We start from the raw sequence: 13,447 nt of genomic DNA on the forward strand, positions 1-13,447 counted from the left end.
GCGCATGGGGGTGTTCCTGGTCCTCGCCGGGCTGGTGGGCGTGCTGGCGGCGGCCTGGCCGGCCAGGCGGGCGTCCCGGATGGAGGTGCTCGGGGAGTCCCGTACGCCGAGCGCGGCGTCGAACAACGCGAGGCCCTCCTCCGCGGACAGCAGCGCCATGCCGCTGCGTGCCGCCCGGCGGGCGAGCGTGTCCCCGGTACGGTCGGCCATGCCACCGGACTGCTCCCACGCACCCCAGGCCAGCGACAGCGCGGGCAGTCCCGCCGCGCGGCGCAGCTGCGCCACCGCGTCGGAGAAGGCGTTCGCCGCCGCATAGTTGGCCTGACCGGGGGAGCCGAGGATGCCCGCCGCCGACGAGAACACCACGAAGGCGGCCAAGTCCGCGCGGTCCTGCGTGAGTTCGTGCAGGTGCCAGAGCGCGTCCACCTTGGGGCGCAGCACCGCGTCGAGGCGTTCCCTGGTCAGCGACTGCACCAGGCCGTCGTCGAGGGTGCCGGCGAGATGGAGCACGGCCGTCAGCGGTTGCGTCCCGGGGATGCCGGCGAGCAGGCGCTCACACTCCTCGCGGTCCGCGGTGTCCACGGCGACCGTGCGCACCGATGCGCCCGCGGCGGCCAGTTCGGCGGTGAACGCGGCGACGCCCTCCGCGTCCGGACCGCGCCGGGACGCGAGCACGAGGTTGCGTACCCCGTGCGCGGTGGCCAGGTGCCGCGCGAGCAGCAGGCCCAGAGCTCCGGTGCCGCCGGTGATCAGTACGGTGCCGTTGCCGAACGGGGCCTCGGCGGGCTCCGCCGACGCGCGTTCCACCCGGCCGAGGCGTGGCACGAGCGCGTCGCCCGCCCGGAGCGCCAGTTGCGGTTCGCCGGTGCCCAGCGCCCCGCCGATCGCGCCCGCCGAGCGTTCCGACGCGTCCGTGTCGACCAGGACGAAGCGCCCGGGGTTCTCGGACTGGGCCGAGCGGACGAGGCCCCACGCGGCCGCGGCCGCGGCGTCCGTCACCGGCTCCCCGGGTACCGCGGAGACCGCCCCCGAGGTCAGGAGCACCAGGCGCGATTCCGCGAAGCGCGGGTCGGCGAGCCAGGTGGTCACCAATTCCAAGGTCCGGCCCGCGATTTCGTGTGCCTGCGCGGCGGCGTCGCCGCCCTTGACCAGGACGGGATCGGCGGCCAGCGGCACGATCACGGTGTCCGGCGCCGGCTCGGGCAGGGCGGCGAGCCCCGCCGCGACCGGCACTCCCAGGCCCGCCCACACCTCGGTGAGCGGCGTCGGGGCGTCCTCGACCACGGCGAACCGGCCCGCCCTGGGCGTGCCGCGGCCCACCGGACCCCACTGCACACGGAACAAGCTCTCGTACGCTCCACCGCCCGAGGCACGCAGTTGGTCTGCCGCGACCGGCAGGAACGCCAGTTCGCCGACCGAGGCCACGGGCCGGCCCCTGCTGTCCGCCACCGTGAGCGCCATGCGCTCGCCGTCCAGTCGCGTCAGCCGCACCCGCAGCGAGGCGGCCCCGGTTGCGTGCACGTGGACACCGGTCCACGCGAACGGCAGCGCCACCCGGTCGTCGTCGGCGTCCCGGCCGACCCCGACCGCGTGCAAGGCCGCGTCCAGCAGGGCGGGGTGAACGGCGAAGGCGCCGGCCTGCTCGCGCAGTTCCTCGGGCAGCTCCACTTCGGCGAACACCTCGTCGCCGCGTTCCCAGGCGGCCACCAGGCCGCGGAACCCGGGGCCGTAGCGGTATCCGCGCTCGGCGAGCCCGGCGTAGAAGCCCTCCAGCGCCATCGCGACCCCGCCGGGCGGCGGCCACACCGCCAGTCGACCCGGCATCTCGTCGGAGTCGTCGGGACCGAGCCGACCGGTGGCGTGGCAGGTCCACGCCTCGTCGGCGCCCGCGCCTTCCACCCGGCCGTACACCGCGACCGGGCGCAGCCCGTCCGCGTCCGGCGCCCGCACCACGACGCGCAGCTGCACGAAGTCCTCGGCGGGCATCACCAGGGGGGTCTGCACGAGGAGTTCGCGAACCTGTTCGCAGCCGCTCCGGTCGGCGGCCTGCAGGGCCAGCTCGACCAGCGCGGTGCCGGGCACCACCACGGAACCGAGCACGGCGTGGTCGGCGAGCCACGGATGGGTGTCAAGTGAGATGCGGCCGGTCAGGACCAGGCCTTCGTCGTCGGGGAGTTCGACCAGCGCGCCGAGCAGCGGGTGGTCGGCCGAGCGCTGACCGGCACCCGTGACGTCGCCGGCACCGGGCCGCACCTTGGTCAGCCAGTACGGCTTGCGCGCGAACGCGTGCGGCGGCAGTTCCGCGGGTCGGGCCCCGTCGAAGACCCCCGCCCAGTCCACGCGGGTGCCTTGGTTGTGCAGCCGCGCCAACGCGCCGGTGAGCGCCACCGGTTCGGGCCGGTCGGCGCGCAGGGTCGGGGTGACGAGCGCGGGGTCGCCGTCCAGGCAGTCCTGGATCATCGCGGTCGCCGTGCGGCCCGGACCGAGCTCGACGTACGCCGCCGCGCCCTGGCCGCGCAGCCACGCGACACCCTCCGCGAAGCGAACCGTCTGCCGGACGTGGCGCACCCAGTGGCTCGGCATGGCGAGTTCGCCGGCCGAGGCCAGACGACCGGTCACGTTGGACACGATGGGCACCGTCGGCGCGGTGTACGACAACCGCTCTGCGACGCGCTCGAACTCGGCCAGCATGGGGTCCATGAGCGGCGAGTGGAACGCGCGGTTCACCTTCAGGCGCTTGCTCAGCCGGCCCTTGGCACGCCACGCGGCGGCCAGTTCCGCCACGGCGTCCGTCTCGCCCGAGAGCACCACGGACGCGGGCCCGTTGACGGCGGCGATGCTGATGTCCGGACCGATGCCGCCTTCCGCACGCACCTCGTCCTCGGTGGCGCGGACGACGAACATCGCGCCCCCCGCGGTCTGTTCCTGCATCAGGCGGCCGCGCGCCGCGACCAGGGCGGCGGCGTCCGGCAGCGACAGCACGCCCGAGACGTGCGCGGCGGTCAGCTCGCCGATCGAGTGCCCGATCAGGTAGTCAGGGCGTACGCCCCGGGCCAGGAGCAGCCGGTACAGCCCCACTTGGAGTGCGAACAGGCCGGTCTGCGTGTACAGGGTCTCGTCGAGCAGCGCGGCGTCGGCCGAACCGGGCTCGGCGTGCACGACGTCGCGCAGCGGACGGTCCAGGTGTCCGTCCAGCGCCTCGCACACCTCGTCCCATGCGTCCGCGAAGTCACGCGAAGCCAGACACAGTTCGCGTCCCATCCCGATCCGCTGCGAGCCCTGCCCGGAGAACGCGAACACCACAGGCCCGTCACCGCTCGGCCCCTCCGCGATCCCCGCGTCGGCCGACGGCACGTCGGAGTCGGCCAGGATGCCGAGCGCGGACAGCAGTTCGTTCCGGGTGCCGCCCACGACGGCGCCGCGGTACTCCAGCGCCGAGCGCGTGGTGGCGAGCGCCGCCCCGACCTCGATCGTGCCGAGGTCCGGCCGGGCCGAGACGTACTCGTGCAACTGCCGTGCCTGAGTGCGCATGTCGGAGCGGGTGCGGCCGGAAAGCAGCCAGGGGACCGGGAACGCGCCCGAGCGCAGCTCGGCCGGACCGGCCGCGGCGAACGCGGCGGAGTCCGGCGGGGCGGTGGACGCGTCCGCGACGGGGGTGCCCTCCTCCACGATGACGTGCGCGTTCGTGCCGCTGATGCCGAACGACGAGACCGCGGCGCGGCGCGGCCGACCGGACCGCGGCCATGCGCGCTCCTCGGTGAGGAGTTCCACGGCCCCGGCGGACCAGTCGATCATCGGCGACGGCTCGTCGACGTGCAGGGTCCTCGGCAGTACCCCGTGCCGCATCGCGAGCACCGTCTTGATCAGCCCCGCGATGCCCGCCGCGGCCTGCGCATGGCCGATGTTGGACTTCACCGACCCCAGCAGCAAGGGCCGTTCCCGGTCCTGCCCGTACGCCGCCAGAAGCGCCTGCGCCTCGATCGGGTCGCCGAGCCTGGTGCCCGTGCCGTGCGCCTCCACCGCGTCGACGTCCGCGGGCCCGAGCCCCGCGTCCGCCAGCGCCTGCCCGATCAGCCGCTGCTGACTGGGCCCGTTGGGTGCGGTGAGGCCGTTGGACGCGCCGTCGTGGTTGATCGCGCTGCCGCGTACGACCGCGAGCACGGTGCGGCCCGCCCGCCGCGCGTCGGACAGCCGCTCGCACACGACCACGCCGACGCCCTCGGACCACGCGGTGCCGTCCGCCGCGGCCGCGAAGGACTTGCAGCGTGCGTCCGGCGCCAGGCCCTGCTGGCGGCTGAACTCGGTGAAGACCACGGGCGTCGCCATGACGGTGACGCCGCCGACCAACGCCATGGAGCACTCGCCCTCTCGCAGCGAGCGGCAGGCCAGATGCAGCGCGACGAGCGACGACGAGCACGCCGTGTCGACCGAGAACACCGGGCCCTCCAGCCCCAGTGAGTACGCCACCCGGCCCGAGATGACGCTCGTCGCGTTCCCGGTCATCAGATGGCCCCACAGGTCCTCGGACACCTCGTCCGGGCTCAGGGCGTAGTCGCTCTGCACCACGCCGGCGAAGACGCCGGTACGGCTGCCGCGCAACGCCGCCGGATCGACGCCGGCCCGTTCCAGCGCCTCCCAGGACGTCTCCAGCAGCAGGCGCTGCTGCGGGTCCATGGTGATCGCCTCGCGGGGCGAGAGCCGGAAGAACTCGGCGTCGAACTCCGCCGCGTCATAGAGAAATCCGCCTTCCCGGACGGCCGATTTCGGGATCCGGCCCGGGGCCGCCGCGAACAGGTCGTCCTCGTCCCAGCCGCGGTCCTTGGGGAACGGGCCGATGGCGTCGCGGCCTTCGGCCAGCAGCCGCCAGAAGTCGTCGGGGGAGCGCACCCCGCCCGGGAAACGGCAGGCCATCGCCACGATCGCGATCGGGTCGTCGTCCGTCGGCTCGCCGGCCCGGCCGGCCCCCTGAGCCGGGCCAGCGGCCGGGTCCGAAACCGCCGCACCGGCATCCGGAGCCGACTCCGCGTCCAGCGCCGCGAGTTCGGCTCGCAGATGCTCGGCCAGCGCCACCGGCGTCGGGTAGTCGAAGACCAGCGTCGCGGCCAGGCGCAGGCCCAGCACACTGCTGAGGGACTCGGCGAATTCGAGCGCGCTGAGCGAGTCGAACCCCTGTTCCTCAAGGCTCCGTTCCGGTGGAATGGAGTCGGCGCCGGGCCGGTCCAGAACCTCGGCTGCCTTCTCGCGCACAAGGCGTACCAGCGCCCGTGCCCGTTCGGCGTCGGAAGCCGCCGCCAGATCACGGCGGAAAGAAGAAGAAAAAGCAGATCCCACGGCAGACCCCACGGAAGATCCCGGCATCGACGACACCACCTCCCGGGGAAGCTACCGAGATTCGCCCGATCGGCACCCATCTGCCGGTAACCGATCGCCCCCCGGGCACCGAGACCGGGCGGTGACCGAAACATGGACGATGGCGTGGATTGGGGCGGTAGCTTCCTGGTCCGACACAGAGTTCGGGCCCAGTTCCGACACCGAGTTCGGGGCATGGTGCGGGGAGGCGTGGCAGTGAGCACGTTCATCGAAACCATCGTCGCCGTGGCGGCCGAAACGCCGAAGGGCATGACGACCGGCGAACCGCACCAGCCCGTCCGGCGCCAGTGGCGGGAAATTGTCGAGAAGGCTCGCGGCGGCGCCGCGGAACTCGTGGCGAGCGGACTGCGCCCCGGGGACGCGGTGGCCATACTCGGCGCCGAACTGTCCCAGGCGGTCCACGCCGCGGTGTCCGTGTGGCTGGCCGGCGGCAGCACCACGATGCTGCACGAACCCGGCCATCGCGCGAATCCCGAGGCCTGGCAGGCGTCGACGCTGCACGCACTGCGGACGGTCGACGCGAGTCTGGTGCTCCTCGGCAGACCCTACGAACCGGTCGCCGAGCTGCTGCGGGCCCGCGGATACGACGCGCGCCTCATCGAGGAACTGGAACGGCCCGACGCGGACACCACGTTCGCTCCCGTCCAGGTGGGCGAGGACGCGCCGATCCTCCTGCAATTGACGAGCGGCTCGACATCCGAGCCCAAGGCCGCGCGCATCACGCACGGCAACCTGATGGCGAATCTCCGGGACTTCACCCGGGCCCGGGATTTCGGACGCCCCGACGACGTCCTGGTGTCGTGGGTTCCGCTGTTCCACGACATGGGCATGGTCGGCTGCTTCATCGGATCGATGGTCTCCGGCATGGAACTCGTCGCGATCACCCCGGTGGAGTTCCTCCGATACCCCGGTCTGTGGCAGGAGCTGATGCACAAGTACCGGGGCACCATCACGGCCGCGCCGAACTTCGCATACCTGCTCATGGCCCGTCAACTCGCCAACACCGAGCCCGGTTCGCTCGATCTGTCGTGCGTGCGCATCATGGGCAACGGCGGTGAACCCATCGACGCCGACGGCATGCACATGCTGGAGACCGTCGGCGCGCGGTTCGGCCTCGACCCGCGCGTGCTGGCGCCGGTGTACGGCGCGGCCGAGAACGGCGTCCTGATCACGATGGCGTCGGAAGGCGACGGCGTGATCATCGACACCGTCGACGCCGCCGCGCTGGAGAAGGACCGCCGCGCGGTGCCGGCCGACCCGGGCGCCGCACCGTCCGAGGTGCGCCGGTTCCCGCTGCTCGGCTACGTGCTGCCGTCCGTCAGCGCGCGCATCGTCGGCGAGAAGGGCGAGGTGCTGGGCGAGCGGGAGGTCGGCGGGGTGCAGCTGCGCGGCGCCTCGGTGACCGGCTCGTACTGCACCGAGGACGGCGTCGTACCCGCCACGGACGCCGACGGTTGGCTCGACATCGGCGACGACGGCTACTTCGTCGGCGACCGCCTGGTGATCTGCGGACGCCGCAAGGACGTCATCATCATGGGCGGCCGCAACATCTTCCCGACCGACATCGAGCGTGCCGCGACCGCGGTCGAGGGCGTCCGGGCCGGCAACGTGATCGCGGTACGGGTGGCCGAGGACGGCGCCGGCGGCATCCAGAAGGAAGGGTTCGCCGTCCTGGCCGAGTCCCGGCAGCACGCCGACCCCGAAGCCGCCGAGCGGATCCGCGACGCCGTCGCCGCGCGCGTGCTCTCCGACGTCGGGGTGCGCCCGGCCCGTGTGGTGGTGCTCCCGCCCGCCACGCTCCCGAAGACGTCGTCGGGCAAACTGCGCCGCTCCGCGGCGCTCAACCTGCTCTGACTGGAGGGCGACGCATGCGATCCCTGGACCACGCGAGAGAGACCTGCGAGGGCTACCTGCCCGGACTGGTCGACGCCCTTGTCCGCGTCCCCCTCGCCGAACGCGAGGCACCGGGCAGCCCCGTCATCGAACTGTTCCGCAAGAGCCGCGGTCCCGCCCTGGTGATCCCCACCGAGTACGGCGGACTGGGCGCGGGGCCTCTGGAGGCCATGCGCGCGCTACGGGCGATCGGCGCGGCGTCGCCGTCCCTGGCGGTCGCCTCGACGATGCACCACTTCTCCGTCGCCACCCTCTTCACCCTCGCCGACAGCCTGCAGAAGTCCGGGCTGGAGTGGGCGCTTCTGGAGGCCGTCGCGCAGGAGAACCTGCTGGTGGCGTCCGGCTTCGCCGAGGGGCGCACCGAGCAGGGCATCCTGTCGCCGACGATGAGCGCGGTGCCGGTCGAGGGCGGCTACCGCGTCAACGGCTCGAAGAAGCCGTGCAGCCTCGCGCACTCCATGGACCTGCTCACCGCGGCCCTGACGGTGCCGGGCCAGGACGGCGAGCCCGAGCTTGCGGTGCTGCTCATCCCGTCGACCGCCGAGGGCATCACCCGCCATCCGTTCTGGGGCAGCCGGGTGCTGGCCGGCGCGGAGAGCGACGAGGTGCGGCTCACCGACGTCCACGTGGAAGAGCAACTGGTCGTCCGCACCGAGGCGCGCGAGGGCGACGGCCTCGACGAACTCCAGACCGTCGGCTTCCTGTGGTTCGAACTCCTCATCTCGGCCGGCTACCTCGGCGCGGTCAGCACCCTGGTCGAGCGCGCGCTGAACGAGAAACGCGGCTCGGCCTCCGAACGGTCGGCGGTCGCCTGCCGGCTGGAGTCCGCGGCGCTCCTCCTCGAGTCGATCGCGCAGCGGATCGCCGACGGGGCGGCCGGCAACAACGCGTTGGCCGAGGTGCTCATCGCCCGGTACGCCGCCCAGGACGCCATCAACGACGCCGGCGCCAAGGCCATCGAACTCCTGGGCGGCATGGCCTTCATCGGCGGGGACGAAGTCGCCTACTACGCCGCCGCGTACCACTGCCTGGGGTTCCATCCGCCGTCCCGGTCGCGGACCGCGCCCTCGCTCCTCGACTACCTGGAAGGCACCGGGCCGGTGCTGGTCGGCTGACCGCACCCGTGCCCGGCCCGACTCCACGGCACGACCGACGCGCACGACAGACAGACGGGAGCCAGCAATGACCGACCGCACCGGACCCGAAGGCGGTACGCGCAAGTACGCCCCGGAGGCGGACTGGGACACCGCACGCGCCCTGTTCGACGGGGGCGACGAACTCGTGCTCACCGCCGAGCAGTGCGGGCTGCGCTACTGGTTCGACAACGTGCCGTACGGCACGCTGCGCGGGCACGCCGAAGGCCACCTGCCGGACGTGACGACCCCCGAACTCGTCCGTGAGCCGGGGCCGTTGCACGACGTGCTGGTCCGCGAGGTGGCGTTCCGCACGCTCGCCGAGGAGCGCGCCGCCGGGTCGCTGGGGTACCTGGTCCTGGACGCCCCGAACCTGGCGTGCATGGAGTTCTACGCGACGCAGCTCATCGACGAGACCCGCCACGCCATGGTCTTCCGCGAGCACCTGGTGGACCTCGGCGTCCCGCGAGAGGAACGTGACGCCCGCCTCGACGAACTCAACGCCCACGACCGGGCGACCATCATCACCCCGCTGGAGGAGTACGTCCTCCCGGTGATCCGCGACCAGCACGACTTCTACGGCGCCGTGGTGCTGCTCACCACCCTGGTGGAAGGTGTGCTGGCACCGGCGTTCGAGCAGAGCGAGCTCAAGTGGCGGCCGCTCGACCCGGTCATGGCGGACATCCAGAAGGGTGCCGGGATCGACGAGGTCCGGCACCTCGCGGTGGGCAGCTCGATCGTGCGCCGCCACCTGGCGGACAACCCCGACGAGACCGAGCGCATCGCCGAGATCGTGCGCGGCGGCATGCACCTGTTCTACGAACTCCCCGTGATGCAGCAGCAGCAGTCCTGGGAAGCGCTGTTCCAGGAGGGCATGGAGCAGCACGCCGACCTCCTCGCCGACTACGAACTGTGGCCCGGACGCAAGCTGTTGGACACCACGCCCGACGAACGCATCGGCAAGACGCTGGAGATGACGTTCCGGATCCACGAGAACCGGCTCAAGGACATGGGGCTTGCCTCCGCCCTCGCCTGACCCCACGCCGATCCCCCAAGGAGGGAAGAGCACCGTGACACAGCCCAACGGCTCCACACCGTTCGCGGGGGACGCGGTCGAGGAGGCGCGGCCCAAGCCGCGCTTCCTCACCGAGTTCACGCCCACCCGAGCCACCAAGACCCTGCACCCCGGGGCCCGCAAGCCGGCCGTCGCCAAGCTCGGTGAGCTCTGGCACGTGACCGCGCAGCGCAACCCCACCCAGACGATGATCGTCGACCGGCCCCCGGACATCGACCCGGACAACGGCTGCACGCGCACCAACGTGCAATGGGCCGAGCTCGTCGACAAGATGGCCTCGTGGCTGCACGCCGCCGGGGTGCGGCCGTGGGACCGGGTCGCCGTGATGAAGTCCAACCACTTCGACATCTTCGTCACCGCCAGTGCGGTGGCACGCCTCGGGGCCATCCCGGCCCTGCTGTCGGGGACGTACGGCGGCGACGTCGTGCGGATCCTGCTGGAGCGCCTGGAAAAGCCGTTCCTGCTGACCGACAGTGAGCACATCGAGCGCTGCGAGATCAGCAAGGAGGTCGTCTCGACGTACACCGTCAGGACGATCAGCGTGGACGGCGCACCGGACCGGCCCGACATCGAGGACCTCGCGTCGTTCCACGGCGCCCCGGCCGCCGTGCCGCGCCTGCGCGAGTACAAGGAGCCGATGATCATCACCCACACGTCGGGCACGACCGGCTACCCCAAGCTGGTCATGCACTCGGCCGAGTCGGTGTACTCGATGGGCGTCGTGGAGAGTAACCGCTGGCCGCGGTGGCTCGGCAAGAAGGACACGATGCTCTTCTGCGACCCGTTCACGCACGAGCGCCTCACCACGTTCACGCTGGCGGTCGCGACGACCACGCCGCGCATGCTGTGGGTGGGCGACCCGTCCATCGAGACCGCCCGCCGGATGTTGGCGGAGTACCGGCCGAACCTGGTCGAGACGCTCCCCAACATCTACATGTCGTGGGAGCCGCTGGCGCGGGACCCGGCCCGGTTGTTCAAGCAGGTCCGGCTGTTCCTCAACTCGTTCGACGCGATCCACACCCGGACGATCCGGCTGTTCATGAGCGCCACGGACGTCAAGCTGCCGTTCTGGGTGCAGTCGTGGAGCCAGAGCGAGAACGGCGTGCTGTGCATGCGCCCGTACCTGCGCTTCATGGTGCGCAAGCGCGGCCACCTGCCGCCGCCCACGCAGCTGCTGGGCTGGGCGCTCTTCCCGCACTGCCGGCTCCGCGCGGTGGACCCGACGACCGGGCGCAAGCTCAAGCCGAACCAGATCGGCCTGATCGAGATCAGCCAGCCCGGCCGCTGCCTCGCGTACGTGGCCGAGCAGGAGCGGCACGACATCAAGGTCAACGGCCGGTGGTGGCACACCGGCGACCTCGGCCTGATGAACCGGTGGGGCGCGGTCCGCCTGGTGGACCGCGAGGTCGACCGCATCGACAACGAAAACAACGACGCGGTCAGCGGCATCGCCATCGAGGACGTCATCCTCGACCGGCTGCCGCAGACCTCCGAGGTGATCATCCTGCCGCAGGCCGGCGAGCTGCCGGTGCCGGTGGTGAGCACCTACGACGACGTGCCGATCGGCGACCAGGAGTGGGCCGACGCCATCGTCGACCTGCCGAAGCTGGCGGCCCGCCGGCAGATCTCGTTCGACGACTTCCCGAGGACCGGCACCTGGAAGGTTCGCCGGCTCGACCTGCGCGAGCAACTCCTCGGGGCCAAGGGCATCGGTATCGGACGCTGGACCTGACGCGGTGCTCGACCTGTTGGGACGCCTCGCCTACCGCCGCCGCCGCGCGATCGTCGTCGGCGCGGTGCTCTTCGCGGCCCTCGCGGGCCTGTGGGGGGCCACCGTCTTCGACCACCTGACCGGGACGGGGTTCACCTACGCCGAGAGCGAGAGCTCGCGGGCCGCGGAACTGCGCCGCGACACCGGCGGGCAGGCGGACGCGGACGTCGTCGTGGTCTTCCGGAGCGACCGGTGGACGGTCGACGACCCCGCGTACGAGCAGGCGGCCCAACGGGTGCTGACCGGACTGCCCGCCGAGCACGTCCAGAAGACGACTTCTTTCTGGACGGCTCGGCGGGACGAACTGGTCAGCCGGGACCGGCACACCACCTTCGCGGCGCTGCAGATGGCCGGCGGCGACGAGGCGGAACGCACCGACAACTACACCGAGATCGCCGACCTCCTCGAGTCGCCCGACCTCGACGTCACCGTGGGCGGACCGGCCGCGCTGTTCGACGAGGTCAACACGCAGATCCGCAAGGACCTCAAGAGAGCCGAAAGCCTCGCGCTCCCCGTGCTGTTCCTGCTGTTGATCGTGCTGTTCCGCAACGTGCGCGCCGCGGCGCTGCCGGTCGTCATCGGCATCCTCGCGATCGTCGGCTCGCTCGCGGCGCTGCGGACCCTCACCTACGTCACCGACGTGTCGGTCTTCGCCGTCAACATCGTCACCCTCCTCGGCCTCGGACTGGCCATCGACTACAGCCTGTTCGTGGTCAGCCGGTTCCGCGAGGAGATGGACGCGGGACGCGACGTCCCCGAGGCGCTGCTCGCCACGATGCGCACCGCGGGCCGCACCATCGCGGTCTCGGCCGTCACCGTCGCCGTGGCGTTGTCCAGCCTGTTCGTGTTCCCACAGACGTTCCTGCGGTCGCTCGGCCTGGGCGGCATCGCCGCGGTGCTGCTCGCGGTGGTCTTCTCGCTCACCGTCATGCCGGCGCTGCTGGCGATGCTCGGCCCGCGCGCGGCCGCCTGGCGTCCGCGGCGGGCGCGCGTCCGGCCCGCCGACAAGCCCGGGAACTGGGAGCGCATCGCCCGCGCGGTGATGCGGCGTCCGATCCAGGTCGCCGTCGCGGTGACCGGGCTGCTGGTGCTGCTCGGCCTGCCGTACCTCCACGTGTCGTACGGCTGGCTCGACTCCCGGATCATGCCGACGAGTTCGCACAGCCGGCAGGCGCAGGAGACGCTCGACACCGAGTTCGGCAAGAACATCACCAACCAGGTCGAGATCGCCGTGGTGCTGGCCTCGCCGGTGCAGTCGCCGGAGGGCCGGGCCGCCCTCGACGACTACCTCGGGCGCGTGCGCGCGATACCCGGCATCGCCGGGGCCGAGGTGACCGGTGCGGTCGGCAGTTCCGCCAAGATCGACGCGAGGTTCGGCATCGAGGCGATCTCCGAGCAGGCCAGGGACCTGGTCCAGGCGGTACGCGCGGTCCCGGCGCCGCCCGGCGGCGAGGCTCACGTCGGCGGCAACACCGCCGTGTTCGCGGACCTGCTCGACATGCTGGGCGAACGGCTGCCCTGGATGCTGGCGATCATGGTCGTCGCCACGTTCGTGCTGCTGTTCTTCGCCTTCGGGTCCGTGGTGCTGCCGATCAAGGCGATCCTGATGAACATCCTGAACCTGCTGGCCGCGTTCGGCGTCGTGGTGTTCGTCTTCCAGGACGGGCACCTGAGCGGACCGTTGGACTTCACAGCGGCCGGCAACATCGACGTCGTCCAGTTGATCGTGATCCTGGGCGTCGCGTTCGCGCTCTCCATGGACTACGAGGTGTTCCTGCTCTCCCGGGTGCGGGAGCAGTACGACCTCACCGGCGACAACCGCGAGGCGGTCGCGATCGGGCTGCAGCGCAGCGGCCGCATCATCACCGCGGCCGCGCTGCTCCTGGTGGTGGTGATAGGCGCGTTCACCACCGCGGACCTGCTCATCGTGAAGATCATCGGGGTCGGACTGGCCACCGCGATCATCGTCGACGCCACGGTCGTCAGGGTGCTGCTGGTCCCCGCGACCATGCGGCTGCTCGGCGAGTACAACTGGTGGGCCCCGCGCTTCGCCCGGCCCTGGTACGCCCGTTGGGGTATCCGCGAGACCGACGGCGAACCCGCTCCCCGGCACGAGCCCCTCCAGGAGGCGCCCAAGTGATGGCACGATGATGGCCGCCGCGTCGTGGCGGACGGCGGCCGAGGCGTCGGGTCGACTTGGGGGTG

At 72.0% G+C, this 13,447-nt stretch carries 5 protein-coding genes and 1 pseudogene; 5 read left to right on the plus strand and 1 reads right to left on the minus strand.

The window, feature by feature from the left end:
* Positions 1–5,331 (minus strand): annotated as a pseudogene (locus tag ACWD12_RS11720) (type I polyketide synthase); the annotation flags it as partial.
* Between the two features lie 234 nt (positions 5,332–5,565).
* Here ACWD12_RS11720 and ACWD12_RS11725 point away from each other — a divergent pair.
* The 5 genes from ACWD12_RS11725 to ACWD12_RS11745 all read left to right on the plus strand — a co-directional run bounded on the left by ACWD12_RS11725 (position 5,566) and on the right by ACWD12_RS11745 (position 13,382).
* A complete protein-coding gene (locus ACWD12_RS11725; RefSeq protein WP_450099389.1) occupies positions 5,566–7,224 on the plus strand; it encodes a long-chain-fatty-acid--CoA ligase in 1,659 nt (552 codons plus the stop codon).
* A 14-nt stretch (positions 7,225–7,238) separates the two neighbouring features.
* Positions 7,239–8,378 (plus strand): acyl-CoA dehydrogenase family protein, encoded by a 1,140-nt coding sequence (locus ACWD12_RS11730; RefSeq protein WP_450099390.1) that lies wholly within the window; start codon positions 7,239–7,241, stop codon positions 8,376–8,378.
* 67 nt (positions 8,379–8,445) lie between these two features.
* Positions 8,446–9,432: a VlmB-like protein gene (locus ACWD12_RS11735; protein WP_450099391.1), complete on the plus strand. Its 987-nt coding sequence runs from the start codon at positions 8,446–8,448 to the stop codon at positions 9,430–9,432.
* A 34-nt stretch (positions 9,433–9,466) separates the two neighbouring features.
* A complete protein-coding gene (locus tag ACWD12_RS11740) occupies positions 9,467–11,203 on the plus strand; it encodes a class I adenylate-forming enzyme family protein (protein WP_450099392.1) in 1,737 nt (578 codons plus the stop codon).
* A gap of 4 nt (positions 11,204–11,207) precedes the next feature.
* The gene (locus ACWD12_RS11745) at positions 11,208–13,382 is read left to right on the plus strand and encodes an MMPL family transporter (RefSeq protein WP_450099393.1); all 2,175 of its coding nucleotides are present in this window, start codon (positions 11,208–11,210) and stop codon (positions 13,380–13,382) included.
* Positions 13,383–13,447 lie beyond the last annotated feature (65 nt).

This window comes from Streptodolium elevatio (assembly GCF_053592165.1).